The sequence below is a fragment of the Salegentibacter sp. genome (assembly GCF_041642575.1).
GTDB lineage: Bacteria > Bacteroidota > Bacteroidia > Flavobacteriales > Flavobacteriaceae > Salegentibacter.
In genome coordinates, this window is record NZ_JBEPWD010000052.1 from 1 (window position 1) to 15551 (window position 15551).

13 protein-coding genes and 1 pseudogene are annotated in these 15551 nt (G+C 40.1%); 10 read left to right on the top strand and 4 right to left on the bottom strand.

The genetic code is table 11. The annotated features are described in order from the left end of the window. The 4 genes and pseudogenes from ACESK1_RS08885 to lpdA all read left to right on the top strand — a co-directional run. Positions 1-368: pseudogene (locus ACESK1_RS08885) on the top strand (biotin carboxylase); the annotation flags it as partial. An 84-nt stretch (positions 369-452) separates the two neighbouring features. Next, positions 453-1703: a C45 family autoproteolytic acyltransferase/hydolase gene (locus tag ACESK1_RS08890; RefSeq protein WP_372919833.1), complete on the top strand. Its 1251-nt coding sequence runs from the start codon at positions 453-455 to the stop codon at positions 1701-1703. A gap of 137 nt (positions 1704-1840) precedes the next feature. Next, a complete protein-coding gene (locus ACESK1_RS08895) occupies positions 1841-3199 on the top strand; it encodes an NAD-dependent succinate-semialdehyde dehydrogenase (RefSeq protein WP_372919834.1) in 1359 nt (452 codons plus the stop codon). Positions 3200-3287: 88 nt separating this feature from the next. Continuing rightward, positions 3288-4694, top strand: coding sequence for a dihydrolipoyl dehydrogenase (lpdA, locus tag ACESK1_RS08900; RefSeq protein ID WP_372919835.1), 1407 nt, complete (start codon positions 3288-3290; stop codon positions 4692-4694). A gap of 269 nt (positions 4695-4963) precedes the next feature. Here the strand turns inward: lpdA and ACESK1_RS08905 are convergent, their stop codons facing one another. From ACESK1_RS08905 to ACESK1_RS08920, 4 genes are read right to left on the bottom strand one after another with little or no spacing between them, the layout of a single operon-like run. After that, a complete protein-coding gene (locus tag ACESK1_RS08905; protein WP_372919836.1) occupies positions 4964-5257 on the bottom strand; it encodes a type II toxin-antitoxin system RelE/ParE family toxin in 294 nt (97 codons plus the stop codon). Beyond that, entirely contained in the window at positions 5242-5466 is a 225-nt protein-coding gene (locus tag ACESK1_RS08910) for a hypothetical protein (protein ID WP_372919837.1), read from the bottom strand. Before ACESK1_RS08910 ends, ACESK1_RS08905 begins: the two co-directional genes overlap by 16 nt. 29 nt (positions 5467-5495) lie before the next feature. Further along, on the bottom strand, positions 5496-6368 hold the full coding sequence (locus tag ACESK1_RS08915) for an aldose 1-epimerase family protein (protein WP_372919838.1): 873 nt from the start codon (positions 6366-6368) through the stop codon (positions 5496-5498). Then, positions 6369-7718, bottom strand: coding sequence for a DEAD/DEAH box helicase (locus ACESK1_RS08920; protein ID WP_372919839.1), 1350 nt, complete (start codon positions 7716-7718; stop codon positions 6369-6371). 233 nt (positions 7719-7951) lie between these two features. On the opposite strand from ACESK1_RS08920, the gene ACESK1_RS08925 reads away from it, so the two are divergent. From ACESK1_RS08925 to ACESK1_RS08950, 6 genes are all read left to right on the top strand, one after another. Beyond that, positions 7952-8512 carry an NADPH-dependent FMN reductase gene (locus ACESK1_RS08925; RefSeq protein WP_372919840.1) on the top strand — a complete coding sequence of 187 codons (561 nt, stop codon included), beginning with the start codon at positions 7952-7954 and terminating at the stop codon, positions 8510-8512. Positions 8513-8596: 84 nt separating this feature from the next. Then, complete coding sequence (gene pabB, locus ACESK1_RS08930; protein WP_372919841.1) at positions 8597-9892, top strand: aminodeoxychorismate synthase component I; 1296 nt, start codon at positions 8597-8599, stop codon at positions 9890-9892. 27 nt (positions 9893-9919) lie between these two features. After that, entirely contained in the window at positions 9920-11233 is a 1314-nt protein-coding gene (gene tilS / locus ACESK1_RS08935; RefSeq protein ID WP_372919842.1) for a tRNA lysidine(34) synthetase TilS, read from the top strand. Further along, positions 11230-13248, top strand: a complete 2019-nt coding sequence (locus tag ACESK1_RS08940; protein ID WP_372919843.1) for a protein-disulfide reductase DsbD family protein — start codon at positions 11230-11232, stop codon at positions 13246-13248. Before tilS ends, ACESK1_RS08940 begins: the two co-directional genes overlap by 4 nt. Positions 13249-13310: 62 nt before the next feature. After that, the gene (locus ACESK1_RS08945; RefSeq protein ID WP_372919844.1) at positions 13311-15158 is read left to right on the top strand and encodes a CocE/NonD family hydrolase; all 1848 of its coding nucleotides are present in this window, start codon (positions 13311-13313) and stop codon (positions 15156-15158) included. 7 nt (positions 15159-15165) lie between these two features. Continuing rightward, on the top strand, positions 15166-15551 hold a 386-nt coding region (locus ACESK1_RS08950), incomplete at its 3' end, for a DUF885 family protein (protein ID WP_372919845.1).

Below are 15551 nucleotides of genomic sequence, written 5' to 3' on the forward strand. Positions count from 1 at the left end.
TAGATGGTTGGAGTCAGCTTATTGTGAAGCATACGGAAGATACCGTAGAATTCATTACTGAAGCACCAAGATCTGGTATTTACAGAATGTATGATACCGGCCATATTCAATTTGATAGGATGGATACACATCGTAGGGCCGTTGAAAATGAAAACGAAGCCTTTTTCTTGAGAATTAGCCGAAAAGGAGATTACCTTTATGAAGGAGCTGATATGGGAATTTTGGTAAGTCGCGGCCGTATGATGACCGACGATTTTCAGCTTAACAACAGGGCGAAGCACTGGATAAAAGCCATTCGGGGGCAGTACAAATCTGAAATGGTGGAAGATAAAAAGAAGCCAAAATTATCAGGAACTTTAACTAAATAAAATACTGGTATTTTGAAGGATTAAAAGGAATTAAAACTACTTTTCCACCCCAGGAAATTAAGCAATTATTTAAACCCCTGCTATATGCAATTACATTTCAATGCTATTTCTGAACCCGGAAAGCCAGGTTGCAAATGGCAGAAATTATATAATACTCATTGGCCTGCCTATAAAAGCTGGCTTAATTCAAAAGGAACAACTAATTATCCAGACCTTAAAACCTCACAGGCAGCGCTTAAAAAGTATATGCCAGAGATGTGGCCTACCTATCATCGTTTATGCAAACTTGCAAAAGGAGATAAGGTAGCGGCAAGTTTTTTAACTGGCTTTCAGCCTCCGGCTTATATAAGTGGTTGCTCGCAGGCAGTTACTAGCGGAGAAGTTATTCAGTTGGTTAGAAATTACGATTTCCATCCGGATTTAATGGAAGGAACTCAATTACTAACCTCATGGAATGGCAAAAAAGTGATCGCAACCAGCGATTGCCTTATTGGGGTTGTAGACGGAATGAATGAAGATGGCCTTGCAATTTCACTTACTTTCGGAGGTAGAAAAGAAGTTGGTGTAGGTTTCGGTATTCCGTTTATTTTGCGTTACGTTTTGGAATTTTGTAGTGATGTTGATGAAGCTGTTTCAGCTTTAATCAGGATTCCTTCGCATATGTCTTACAATGTGACTGTGGTGGATAAAACCGGAAAATTCAAAACCGTACAACTTGCACCAGATAAAGCACCGCTGGTTACCGATGCTTCTTTTACTACAAATCATCAGGGAACAATAGACTGGCCGGAAAATGCTGCGTTTAATAAAACGATGGAGCGTTCATCTTTTCTGAATAAAATGTTGTCTGCTAAAGGAGTGAATTCAGCCAAAGTGGCTGATGCTTTCCTAAAAGCTCCGCTTTATAATACCAAGTTCAAGGAAGGTTTTGGAACTTTATTCACTTCGGTTTACCGACCCTTAGAAGGAAAAGTAGAACTTCGCTGGCCTGAAACTTCTGTACAGCAAAGTTTTGAGAACTTTCAGGAGGTTTATAAGCTCATAAATTATGAACCGGCTCAAGTTGCTTCTGAATGGTGGAATCAGGAAGCTGTAGCAGTGGCCCAGACAGTAGAAGATCCATTTGAAGAGCAATACGCGGGGAATTTAGATTGGCAGGAAACCCTTACCGAAATTATGGTAAATGCCATGGCTCAGGCTCACCCAAAAACAAATGCGCGAGATCTTGAAAAATTAAGAGGAAAAATAATTAATAACGGAGAAGTGTCATGGCAGGCTGTAGCCGGTTTCTGGAGTAAAATTGGAACAGGTTATGCCGATTCCTGGAGGAGTTAGACAGGCCTGTTATATAATTTTCTATAGAACCTGGTGCTATAAATAATGGATTTTCTCCTGTTTATTTCATCAGGTTTTTTAGTTAAAAATTCTGCCTGGTAATTCTAATTCAGTACTCCATAAAAAAACTAAATACAATGGAATTTTATAGCACAAATCCCTACAATGGGGAGCAAGTTGGAAAATATACGGCTCAAACTGAAGAGGAAACCATAGCGGTTTTAAACAAATCAGGAAAAGCTTTTAAAGAATGGAAAAGGACACCACTTTCTTACAGAACTGATCTTTTACAAAAAGCTGCACAAGTTTTAAGGGATAATGTAGAAGAATATGCCGAAATGATTACTAAAGAAATGGGAAAACCAATTTCTGAAGCAAGAGCTGAGGTTAATAAATGTTCCTGGGTTTGTGATTATTATGCTGAAAATGCTGCAGAATTTCTCGCTTCTAAAGAAATAAAAACCGATGCCACCCATAGTTATGTGAGGCACGATCCAATTGGAAGTGTTTTTGCTATTATGCCGTGGAATTTTCCATTCTGGCAGGTTTTTAGGTTTGCCGCACCAACGCTTACCGCTGGCAATACCGGGATTTTAAAACACGCACCCAATGTTTTTGGCTGTGCTATAAAGATTGAGGAGGTTTTTGAAAAGGCAGGATATCCAAAAGGTGTTTTTCAAAATTTAATAGTTCATCACGATCAAACCGAAATGATCATCGCTCACGACGCAGTTCAGGCGGTTACCTTAACCGGAAGCGAAGCTGCAGGATCGGCCGTGGCTCAACTTTCGGGAAAATATATTAAAAAGAGTTTGTTGGAATTAGGCGGTAATAACTCATTTATAGTTTGGGAAGATGCCGATATTGATCGCGCTGTTAAAATAGCGGTTTCTGCCAGAATGCTAAACTGCGGGCAGAGCTGCATCGCAGCAAAGCGCTTTATTCTTTTAGAAGGGATTTACGAGGAATTTATTACCAAATTCAAGGCTACGGTAAGCGAATTAAAAGCGGGAGACACTATGGACGATACTACCCAGGTAGGCCCGCTCGCCAGAAAAGATCTGGCAAATCAACTTCAAAATCAGGTAAAAAGATCTTTAGAACAGGGAGCTGAGTTGCTACTTGGCGGCGAACAGGATAATTGTTTCCATCAACCTACTTTACTAGGAAATGTAAAGCCGGGAATGGCCGCTTTCGATGAAGAAACTTTTGGCCCACTCGCAGCAATTATTAAAGTAAAAACAATAGAGGAAGCATTTGAACTTTCAGAAAAATCAAAGTTTGGTTTAGGAACAACAGTTTTTACCAAAAACATAGAAAAAGCTATGGAAATGGCCGGAAGCGTGAGCGATGGCGCCTATTTTGTAAACGAGCTGGTAAAATCAGATCCGCGACTTCCCTTTGGCGGAACAAAACGATCTGGCTACGGCCGTGAGTTAGCGAAAGAAGGAATGATGGAATTTGTTAATCGGAAAACTGTTTATGTTAAAGCCTAGATCATAATTTTATGTGCATTGGTCATTGGCGCGAATAGTTGTATTTTTGTGTTCAATTTGTTTAAAAACCAATACAAAACATTGAATTATGAGTAAATATGATGTTGCAGTTATAGGATCAGGTCCCGGAGGTTACGTGGCTGCTATACGCTGCGCGCAACTGGGAATGAAAACTGCGATTATTGAAAAATATTCAACCCTGGGAGGAACTTGTCTAAATGTAGGTTGTATTCCGAGTAAAGCTTTGCTGGACTCCTCACATCATTATCACGATGCCGTTGCGCATTTTGAGGAACATGGGATTGATATTCCGGGTGAGGTGAAGGTGAACCTTGAAAAAATGATGGAACGTAAAAACTCGGTGGTTAGTCAAACCTGCGATGGAGTAAAGTATTTAATGGATAAGAACAAGATTGATGTTTTCGAAGGTCTTGGCTCTTTCAAAGATAAAACCCACATCAACATTAAAAAGAACGATGGGGAAACCGAAACTATCGAAGCCAAAAATATAATTATCGCTACCGGGTCTAAGCCTTCCAATCTTCCGTTTATTGAGCTGGATAAAGAACGCGTGATTACTTCTACTGAAGCCTTAACATTAAAGGAAATTCCGAAGCATATGATCGTGATAGGTGGAGGGGTAATTGGTCTTGAATTGGGTCAGGTTTACCGTCGCCTAGGAGCCGAAGTAACCGTGGTAGAATTCATGGATCGCATAATACCTACTATGGACAGCGCGCTTTCCAAAGAGCTACAGAAAGTACTTAAGAAACAGGGCGTGAAATTCCATACTTCAACTAAAGTGAAATCTGTTGAACGCAATGGTGACGAGATCATTATCAAAGCTGATGATAAAAAAGGGAAAGAAGTCGAATTAAAAAGTGACTACTGCCTGGTATCTGTTGGACGACGGCCTTATACTGATGGACTGAAAGCTGATGCTGCAGGAGTGAAAGTATCTGATAAAGGCACTATAGATGTGAACGAACACCTGCAAACTAACGTAGAGAATATCTATGCGATTGGAGATGTGGTTCGCGGGGCTATGCTGGCCCATAAAGCCGAGGAAGAAGGCACTTTTGTTGCTGAAATTATCGCCGGACAAAAACCGCATATCGATTATAACCTTATTCCCGGGGTAGTTTATACCTGGCCCGAAGTTGCCGCAGTAGGGAAAACCGAAGAGCAACTCAAGGAAGAAGGCGTTAAATATAAAGAAGGAAAATTCCCTATGCGTGCCCTTGGCCGTTCCAGAGCCAGCGGTGATCTGGATGGATTTGTAAAGATCCTTGCAGATGAAAAGACCGATGAAGTTCTAGGTATCCACATGATAGGTGCCCGAACCGCTGATCTAATTGCTGAAGCGGTTACCGCTATGGAATTCCGCGCTTCTGCTGAAGATATATCCCGTATGAGCCACGCTCACCCAACTTATGCTGAAGCCGTCAAGGAAGCTGCCCTGGCCGCAACCGATAACCGTCCGCTGCACGTGTAGTTGATGCTGAAATTTAATATTTCAAAACCCGGAAATCAGGAGATTTCCGGGTTTTATTTTTAGCGTATTAAAATGGTATCTGTTCTTTGACTATCTTTATAGGGTTAATTTAAAAACCTGTGAAAAATGCCTAAAGAAAAATCACCCTCGAAGAATTCGGCTAAAAAAGAGCCGGTGTTGAGCCTGAAAGAAAAGCGTGCTGCGAAGGCCGCCAAGAAAAAGAACAGAACTTAAAAAAAAACATAAAAAAATCCCGCTCATGCGGGATTTTAAATTTTTAGCTTATTAGGATTTTGCCTGGTATCCCAAATTCTCAATATAACAATACTATATTCTCCAATTTCGTAAAATATCTTATAAGCTTTAAAAATTTTAATCCTTAGATTCTTCCTATTTGTTTTTATACCCAGCTCGGGAAATTTTTGAAGTAATTTTATAATGAGATTAAATTCTTTTAAGAGCCTTTTACTGTAGGTTTTAGATTGGTTTCTTAGGTTCCAGTATTCAAGGATTTCAAGCAGATCATTGTTGGCCGCTGTACTCCAAACTATTTTTCGAGCCATTTCTCAAGATTCTGCATTACTTCTGAATGGGAATAAGATTCGTTGTTATCAATCTGTTCTTTCGCGAGATTTACAGCTTCCTCTTCTTCAGCAGTCAAGTTATAAGTATTTTCTGACGGAAAAATCTCTAAAAGAAATTCAAGAAACTCCTTATCAGAAGAATTTCTGATTTTTTCAATTAATTTTCCTTTCAGTTCTGTGGTTTCCATCTATCTAATTTATAATATTACCTGGAAACTTACTCAACATTTATTATATAATTAGCCTGAAAAATCTTCCCCGGTTCCAATTGCTCCATCCCTTCCTTGGTTTTCAGGTTTTGGTCGGTGCCTTCCACATCGGCGATTCCCAGCCAGGGTTCTATGCAAACATAAGGCGCACCGGGTTTAGCCCAGATTCCAAGGTTTTTAAAGTCTTTGTATTCCACGCTTAAAACTGTCCCCGAATTTTTGCTTTTCAAGGAAACTTTTTTAGAGGGAATATTTTTAAAAATAAGTGCGTCATTCTCGAAGAGGTCTTTTTTCAACCTGATCTTATTTTCATTGTCAAGAATACCAACGGTCTTTTCGCTAATCAGGCCTTCTTCATTGAGTAAATAGCTGCGTAGATCCAGTTTCTGATCGAATTCCAAATAATAATCCTCGTAAACTTCATTTACTGAAATTGGGGCGTTAAAGGCCGGATGTCCACCAAGTGAGAAATAGATCGTTTTATCATCAAGATTATAAATCCTGTGAGAAACTTCAATACTTTTATCTTTTAGTATAAACCCGATCTCAAACCTGAACTTAAAAGGATATTGCTTCGAACTTTCTTCAGAATAATTTAATTCAAAGATAAGCTCATCTTCAGTCTTTGATTTTAGCTCAATATTTTCGTTATAACGCACAAACCCGTGTTTGGGCATTTTATAGGTTTTCCCTTCAAAAATATATTCGCCGTTTTTCAAGACTCCAATAACAGGGAAAAGGTTTGGCGCCTGGCTGGCCCATATCTCAGGATCTCCCTGCCAGAGATGTTCAACTCCGGTTTCAAGATTCTTGATACTGGAAAGTTCAGCTCCCACAGGATTTACGCTTATACTTAAAAACTCATTTTTTATTTGCTGCATCTATTTTTTTCTTTTTCGATTGGCATTTTTATCACCTCTCGTCTTGGGCTTTTTGTATTTCTTCGCGATTTCCCTTTTATAAGATCCACCAAGGTTTTCTTTTCGATTTTTTTCTTTTTTCTCATGAAAAGCCGGTCCTGGCGCATCAGCATCTGAAGATTTTGAAGGATTATTGGCTTCAAAAATTCTGGGTTGTTCTTCCGGGATAAGTTCCGTGGAGATCTCAACTTCCTGCGGCAAAACAATTTGCGGCACTTTCATCTTCATTAAAGCTTCAATACTTTCCAAATATTCGGTTTCGGCTTCAGTGGTTAATAAGATTGATTTCCCTTCCTTCTCTGCCCGCCCGGTTCGACCTATGCGGTGCATGTAATTTTCAGGATATTTTGGCGTATCGAAATTGATCACGTGGCTTACCGACTCGATGTCAAGACCCCGAGCCATCACATCTGTAGCAACCAGGATTCTTGAAAATCCGCTGCCAAATTGTTTGATGCTTCGCAACCTGTAATTCTGCGTTTTATTGGAATGAATTACCGTACACTCATCAGGGAAATACGATTCAAGTTCCTGGTGAAGCCGGTCGGCCATTCGTTTGTAAGCTACAAAAATAAGCACCTTGGAGTAGGTTTCTTTATCCTGAAGAATGTGTTTCAGGAAATTTACCTTGGTATTAAAATTCGGGATTTTATACCCGGTTTGTTCAATATTATCCAGGGGAGTTCCACTGGCCGCGACCGAAATTTTCTCCGGACTCTTAAAATTAGATTCGATCAAAATCTCTACATTTTCAGTGATCGTTGCAGAAAACATGATGTTTTGCCGGTTCTCCGGAAGCAATTCGAAAATATTATTTATCTGGAATTTGAAACCAAGGTCCAGCATCACATCAACTTCATCAATAACAAGTTTTTGAATAGATTTTAGCTGAAGCGCCCGTCTTAGAACCAAATCATAAAGTCTTCCCGGTGTGGCCACTACGATATCCTGGCCCTGCATCAGATTTTGCTGCTGGGTATTCATATTTACTCCGCCATAAATCCCTGCGATTCGCACATTCATATAAGCGGTAAGTTTTTCAATTTCCTCTACTACCTGCACCACAAGTTCGCGGGTGGGCACCAGAATTAGTACCCGCGGATTCTTTTGTTCAGAATATTTAAGCATTCTCAAAATAGGAAGCATGTAGGCAAAGGTCTTACCGGTTCCTGTTTGCGCAATCCCGACCATGTCTCTTCCAGACATTATGGTAGAAAAAGTTTGCTCCTGAATGGGCGTAGGGGAAGTAATTCCTAGGTCTTCCAATGCATTTTGCAAAGGAGTAGTAATATTTAAATCCTGAAAAGTCACAGCTTGAAGTTTTTATGGGGAGGCAAAGTTAGTGAAACTCTGTTTTAAAAATGCCGAAGGCATCATTTAAAACAGGTAGTTGAACTAATCCCGCCGCAGGGCGGGATCTCGACTGGGTAAGCCTGCAAGAGTGCCAAATCCTTGTAGGATTAGAGAAAATGTTAATGAAAATCACAAAACCAATCCAAAAAGTAATTGTTTCTTTATTTTTGAGAAGAAGCTAAAACCTATTTATGAAAAAGATACTTGCCTTTGCCGGCTCCAACAGCAGTATTTCCATCAATGTTCAGCTATTAAGGCATATTGCCGGCCGTGTTCAGGGGCATGAGGTTAAAATCCTTGATCTTACCGAGTATGAATTACCTATTTATAGTGCCGATATCGAAAAAGAGCGGGGAATTCCGGTTAATGTCACGATCATAAAAAATCAGATTGCGGAACACGATGGCCTGATCATTACTGTAAATGAGCACAACCGAAATATTTCAGCATTTTTCAAGAATATCCTGGACTGGCTTTCCCGCCTGGATAGAAATTTTCTTATGGGTAAAAAAATCCTTCTGATGAGCACTTCCCCCGGAGCCAGAGGTGGAGCAGCAGCTTTGGAATATTGCAAATCGATTTTTCCTCGTTTCGGGGGGCAGGTAATGCATAGTTTTAGTTTGCCTTCTTTTCGGGATAATTTCCAGGATGAAAAGATTTTAAATGAGGTTATGGAATTAGGTATTCTGGATGTCTTAACCAGTTTTTCTCAGGATGTTGATGAAGATCTTCAGGAAGAAAACAAGAATTAAGAAATCACCAGATTAAAAGTATAAAAGGATTTATGTGTGCTTAAATAAGGTATTTTTACCTTTGCTTCCCAAACTTAAGAATACGTGCGCAGCGCTAAACAATTTTCGTTAGAAAACCCTAAAGAATTTAAACAAAAGTTACTTTACTGGAGTAAACAATTCCGGGAAGTAGCATGGTTGGATAGCAATGATTATCATCAGGAACACGGTAAATATGATGCAGTTTTGGCTGTAACAGCCTTCACTGCCATAAAAACCGATTATCACCAAGCTTTCGATAAACTCCAGGAATACCAGCAAACTACTAAAGACTGGATATTTGGTTATTTATCCTACGATCTTAAAAACGATGTGGAAGCTTTAAGCAGTAATAATCCTGACGGATTAGGCTTTCCCGACCTGTATTTTTTTCAGCCACAGAAATTGTTTTTTTTGAAGGGAGAGGTACTGGAAATGCATTACCTGAGAATGGTTGATGATGAGATCGAGGAAGATTACGCTGAAATCCAGGAATTAAAAATCGACAATCCAAGGCAGAAAACTCCGAACAGCCAGCAGGAAATTCAAGCTCGCATCTCTAAGGAAAGTTACCTGGAAAAAGTTGAGCAAATGTTGAAACACATTCAGCGGGGCGATATTTACGAAGCTAATTTTTGCCAGGAGTTCTTTGCTGAAAACCGGTTTATCGAGCCTGTAGATGTCTTTCAGGAGTTGAATGCTATTTCGGGGCCGCCATTCGCAACATTTTTACGGTTGGAGGAATATTTCCTGCTTTCGGCTTCGCCTGAACGTTATTTGAAAAAATCGGGTATAAAATTATTATCCCAACCTATTAAAGGTACAGCCCGACGTTCAGAAGATCCTAAGGAGGATCAACAAATCGCTGAAAACCTGGAAAACGATCCCAAAGAGCGTTCAGAAAATGTGATGATCGTAGATCTTGTGAGAAATGATCTTTCCAGAATAGCCAAAAGAGGTAGTGTTAAAGTAGACGAGCTTTGCCAGGTCTATTCCTTTAAGCAAGTGCATCAAATGATCTCCACAATTTCGGTCGAACTCGAGAAAAACATTCCCCCGGTGGAGGCTCTGCGCGTTACTTTTCCCATGGGAAGTATGACCGGGGCGCCAAAGGTTTCAGCGATGAAGATCATAGAGGAACTGGAAGAGAGCAAACGTGGACTCTACAGTGGTGCGGTGGGTTATTTCACACCTGATGGGGACTTCGATTTCAATGTAGTGATTCGGAGTATCCTTTATAATGCAGAGAAAAAATTCGTGTCATTTTCGGTTGGAGGAGCGATTACTGCACAGTCGAATCCGGAGAAGGAGTATGAAGAATGTCTTTTGAAAGCAAAAGCCATGCGACAGGTACTATCTTAAATCGGTCTTTTGTATCTTTGGTTTCCGATGGAAAAACCCTTCAAAAATCTAATTAAAAGTGATTTCCCTTCCCTTAGCACTAGCAGATTGCTTCTGGCTGTGAGTGGGGGATTGGACAGCGTGGTTCTTACTCATCTTTGCCATGAAGCTAAATTGGATTTTGCTATTGCTCACTGCAATTTCAACCTTAGGGGCAACGAAAGCGATGCCGACGAGAAATTTGTCAAAAAGCTGGCAGTAGATATGGATTGCCAGGTTTTCACCCAGAATTTTGATACTAAAAGCTACGCCGGTGATAAAGGACTTTCTATCCAGATGGCCGCGCGGGAATTGCGTTATAAATGGTTTGAGGAGCTGAGACTTCAGCATAATTATGGTTTTGTACTTACTGCTCATCACGCCAACGATGACGTAGAAACATTTTTTATAAATCTGGTTCGCGGGACCGGCCTGGAAGGGCTTTCGGGAATACAGGTAGAAAATAAAAAAGTGATCAGACCTTTGTTGAAATTCTCCAGAAAGGAGATAGAGGCCTATGCCAGAGAAAAGAAAATTACCTGGAGGGAAGATAGCAGCAACGCTTCCACCAAATATCTTCGGAATAAAATCAGGCATGAGATAGTTCCGCAATTCGAGGAACTCAATCCCGGTTTTGTGCAGACTTTTTTACAAACTCAGGAACATCTAAAGCAAAGTCAGGACCTGGTTGAAGATTATCTTAGCCTTATTTATCCTGAGGCAGTACAAAAAGGTAAACTTGGCTATGAGTTGGATATAGCCTTTCTGCGGAAAATTCCAAATACCAAACCGGTTTTGTATCAGCTCCTGAAATCCTTTGGTTTTACGGAATGGGATGATGTTTACAATCTGTTGGATGCTCAACCGGGGAAAATGGTTTTTTCCTCCGGCCACAGGCTTATTAAAGACAGGGAAAAGCTTATTTTAACTGAACTGCCTTCAGAAATCGAAAATCAGCAATTTGAAATAGAAGAAAATGAAGAATTTGTTATGTTGCCAATTGGAACTTTTACATTTTCTGTAGTTAATGAGATAGAGGAGAGGGCAGAAAACTGCATTTATGTGGATCCCGATTTGCTTGATTACCCGTTAATTGTGAGAAAATGGCAAAAAGGCGACTACTTTTATCCTTTTGGAATGAAAGGAAGGAAAAAGCTTAGCGACTTCTTTAAGGACAAAAAATTATCTTTACCCGAAAAGGAAAACAGCTGGTTGCTGTGCTCGGGAGAAAAAATAGTTTGGGTGATCAACCAACGCGCCGATAACCGATTCGCTATAAATTCACCCGATCAGAAAATATTAAAAATCACCTGTAATTTATGAGGTATCTGGCAAGTCTGCTTTTATTAGTTTTAAGCTTCACTACAGCTAATGCTCAAATTTTCGATGACAACGATCAAAATTATCAATTTTCCAATCCCATAAGTTGGGAAGCTGAAGTAGAACAGGAGAATGATAGTATTTATAATCTAATTTTCACCGCTACCCTGGAAGAAGGCTGGCACCTCTATTCACAACAGGAAGCTGATATTGAGATCGCGCCAATTCCTACAAAATTCACCTATAATGATTCTATCGATGCCTTTGAGCTTATAGGCGAAACCGAAGAACCTGAATCTGAACCTTATTATGACGAGGTTTTTGGTGCCGACATCATTTATTTTGAAGATGAAGTAAGCTTTACTCAAAAAATTAAGGTAATTAACCCTGAGGAATCTGAAGTGGTTGCTGAAGTATATTTTTCAGTTTGTGATGATGAGCAATGTTTGCCTCCCGAGACAGAACGGTTTACCATATCACTTCAGGATATGCAGGTAACATCTGGCTTTACCGATCTTGAAGTCTCTGACCGGGATCAGGAACTTGCCGATGCCCTGGATATGAATCTTAAGGGTATGGAAGCCTACCACACCGAGGAAGAAGAGGGAAATAATTTTACAAATATATTCTTATTAGGATTTTTGGGTGGACTTATCGCTCTGCTTACACCTTGTGTTTTTCCTATGATTCCATTAACGGTTTCATTTTTTACAAAGGGAGCGAAGAACAAAAAGAAGGGAACTGTTAATGCAATTTCCTATGGTTTCTTTATTGTCCTGATTTACCTTTTACTCAGTCTACCTTTCCATCTTCTGGATAGTGTAAACCCTGAGTTGCTAAATAATATTTCAACCAATGTAAGCCTGAATATTCTCTTCTTTGTAATCTTTATAATTTTCGCTTTTTCTTTTTTTGGATATTACGAAATTACTTTACCCAGTTCCTGGAGCAGCAAGATGGATGATAAAGCTTCGAGCGTAGGAGGTTTTATTGGAATTTTCTTTATGGCTCTAACTCTGGCTCTTGTTTCCTTCTCCTGTACCGGTCCTATTCTGGGTTCTTTGCTGGGTGGTTCATTAACAAGTGACGGTGGAGCGATGCAACTTTCAGTAGGAATGGGAGGTTTTGGTCTTGCCCTGGCATTGCCGTTTGCACTTTTTGCACTGTTCCCTAACTGGTTAAATTCACTTCCAAAGAGTGGCGGATGGCTCAATACTGTTAAGGTGACTCTTGGTTTTATAGAACTTGGCCTTGCCTTTAAATTTCTATCTAATGCCGATCTTGTTGAGCACTGGGGAATTTTAAAAAGAGAGATTTTTATTGGGATATGGATACTTGTAGGGATCGGCCTTGTGGCTTATCTCTTCGGATTACTGCGTTTTCCACACGACGGGCCTAAGCAAAGAATAAGCAAAGGTCGTTTTGGGGTAGGCGTACTTGTACTTTTATTTGTAATCTATCTAATCCCGGGCCTCACAAACACCAGCCATGCAAACCTAAAACTGCTAAGTGGTTTTCCGCCACCATTATTTTACAGTGTTTATGATAAGGGTACCGAAGCTCCACTAGGTTTGAAGGCATACAAAGACTGGGACAAAGGTCTTGAAGCTGCTAAAAGGGAAAATAAGCCAATGATGATAGATTTCACCGGTTGGGCTTGTGTGAACTGCCGTAAAATGGAAGAGCAGGTTTGGAGTGAACCTGAGGTTTTTGAGACGATAAGAGATGATTATATTCTTATTTCACTCTATGTAGATGACCGGCTGGAGTTAGATGAAGATGAACAATTCAATTACATAAGGCCAAACGGAAGTATAAAGCCTATTAAAACTATTGGAGACAAATGGGCGACATTCCAAACAATTAATTTCCGAAATAACTCCCAACCTTTTTATGTACTGGTAGATCCTGAAGTAAATATGCTTCATGAGCCGGTTGGCTACATGCCCGATGCCGAGAAATACTATCAATGGTTGCAGGAAGGACTGGACAAATTTAAGGAGGACGGTATAAATTAAATTTTCTTTATGGTTATGCGGGTAATTTCTATCTTTAGGAACTTTTAAAATATATCCTAAAAATGAAATTACTCCATTCCTGTTTTATTGTATTATTTATAACCGGGCTAAGCCTGAACCTTTCGGCACAAACTGAAGAATTTAAGGTAAAAGATAATTACAATAAAACCGAAATAACTATCCCTATGCGGGATGGTGTGAAATTGCATACTACCATTTATTCACCCAAAGATACTTCTAAAGATTATCCAATTCTTATGCAGCGAACTCCATATAGTTCGCGTCCTTACGGAGAAGATCAGTTTCGTTCGCTTATAGGGCCCAATAAATTCCTGATGGAAGAAGGGAACATTATCGTTTATCAGGATGTGCGCGGCCGCTGGATGAGCGAAGGGAAATACGATAATATGAGGGCGTTTATTCCCGAAAAAACCGGAAATCAAACCGATGAATCCAGCGATACTTACGATACTATTGAGTGGCTTATAAATAATGTTGAAAACAATAACGGTCGGGTTGGGACCTGGGGAATTTCTTATCCCGGGCACTACGCGATAGCTTCTTTACTGGATGCCCATCCAGCCCTAAAAGCTGCCTCTCCCCAGGCAGGAATCGGGGATTTTTACTTTGATGACTTTCACCATAATGGAGCTTATCTTTTAAGCTACTGGAGAGCAACCGCCCTTTTTGGCTACCAGAAAGACGGTCCTACCGATGAAGCCTGGTATGAACTTCCCGGTCTCGGAACCCAGGATCAATACCAATTTTTCCTGGATGTCGGGCCATTGAGCAATCTTGATGAATATTATGGAGAAGACAATGAGTTCTGGCAACAGTTAAAAGAACATCCTAATTACGATGAATTCTGGCAGAGCCGCGGGATTATTCAGCATTTGGAAGATATAGAGCCGGCTGTGATGGTAGTAGGCGGACTTTTTGATGCTGAAGACTTGTATGGTCCCTTCGAGACTTATAAGAATATTGAAAAGCGAAGCGATAACTTCAATACTTTGGTGATGGGCCCCTGGAGCCACGGCGATTGGGCGCGCTTAACCGAAAGACAGGCTGTAGGAAATGTTTATTTTGGGGATAATCTTTCAAAAGATTATCAGCAGAATATAGAAACTAAATTCTTTAATCACTTTCTGAAAGGCGATGCAGAAGATAATCCCGGTTTGCCTGAGGCTTATTTATATGACACCGGGGAGCGCGAATGGAATACCTACGACCAATGGCCTCCAAAGGGTGAAGAAAGAGTGTTTTTCCTGGGTGATGACCAGAAACTTACCGATGAAGCTTCAGAAACAGAAAAGAGCTTTATAAGCGATGTAAAAAAACCGGTTCCTTATAATGATGAGATCAAGGCGGTTTTTACGCCACGGGAATATATGACGGGTGACCAACGCTTTGCTGCGAGAAGACCCGATGTGCTTATTTTTGAAACCGAACGCCTCGAGGAAGATATGAAACTTGCAGGTGAAATTGAAGCCATTTTACAGGTTGCCACCACCGGTACTGCTGCCGATTGGGTTGTGAAGGTAGTCGATGTATATCCTATGGATTCTGAGGATTATGAAGAAACTATGCCACATCAGGATATGGATAATTACCATATGATGGTGCGAAGTGAGGTAATGCGCGGGCGTTTCAGAAACAGTTTTGAAAATCCGGAGCCTTTCACTCCCAATGAAAAAACAGAAGTTGGTTTAAAGCTTCAGGATATCAATCATACTTTTAAGAAAGGTCATAAACTGCAAATCCAGGTGCAGAGTACCTGGTTCCCACTTATAGATCTCAATCCACAAACCTTTGTGCCTAATATTTTTGAAGCTTCAGAAGAAGATTTCAAGACACAAACCCATACTGTTTACGGCGATTCCAGGATTAAATTCACCGAATTAAAAAATTAACTTTTTAATGAATTTCAGAATTAAAAAACAATATATCATGATTCTTCTGCTGGGGGTTTTTGTTGCCTGCGGAAAAGAAAAAGACAGTTATTCGGAAGCTGAAATAGAAAAAGCATCAGCTGAACTTAACCAGTACTTTGAGAAGGAATTTCAGAAGGATGTTGACGATTCACCAATGTTACAAACGCGTTTAGGCGACAAAACAAATTACGGTAAGTGGGATGATCTTTCTCACCTTAAATATGCTGAAGATTTAAAAAAAGCGAAAAAACGTCTGGAATACCTTAAAAAGGTGGATGTTGAAGCTTTGAACGAAGAAACCCGCTTAAGCTATAGGTTGTATAAACAGCAAATTGAAAACGAGATCGCCGATTATGAGTATCGTTTTTACAA

Bases quoted from the DNA above. Each gene is read 5' to 3' on its own strand.
- lpdA (WP_372919835.1), top strand. From the start codon at position 3,288: ATGAGTAAATATGATGTTGCAGTTATAGGATCAGGTCCCGGAGGTTAC.
- ACESK1_RS08905 (WP_372919836.1), bottom strand. From the start codon at position 5,257: ATGGCTCGAAAAATAGTTTGGAGTACAGCGGCCAACAATGATCTGCTT.
- ACESK1_RS08895 (WP_372919834.1), top strand. From the start codon at position 1,841: ATGGAATTTTATAGCACAAATCCCTACAATGGGGAGCAAGTTGGAAAA.
- tilS (WP_372919842.1), top strand. From the start codon at position 9,920: ATGGAAAAACCCTTCAAAAATCTAATTAAAAGTGATTTCCCTTCCCTT.
- ACESK1_RS08940 (WP_372919843.1), top strand. From the start codon at position 11,230: ATGAGGTATCTGGCAAGTCTGCTTTTATTAGTTTTAAGCTTCACTACA.
- ACESK1_RS08915 (WP_372919838.1), bottom strand. From the start codon at position 6,368: ATGCAGCAAATAAAAAATGAGTTTTTAAGTATAAGCGTAAATCCTGTG.
- ACESK1_RS08925 (WP_372919840.1), top strand. From the start codon at position 7,952: ATGAAAAAGATACTTGCCTTTGCCGGCTCCAACAGCAGTATTTCCATC.
- ACESK1_RS08910 (WP_372919837.1), bottom strand. From the start codon at position 5,466: ATGGAAACCACAGAACTGAAAGGAAAATTAATTGAAAAAATCAGAAAT.
- ACESK1_RS08945 (WP_372919844.1), top strand. From the start codon at position 13,311: ATGAAATTACTCCATTCCTGTTTTATTGTATTATTTATAACCGGGCTA.
- ACESK1_RS08890 (WP_372919833.1), top strand. From the start codon at position 453: ATGCAATTACATTTCAATGCTATTTCTGAACCCGGAAAGCCAGGTTGC.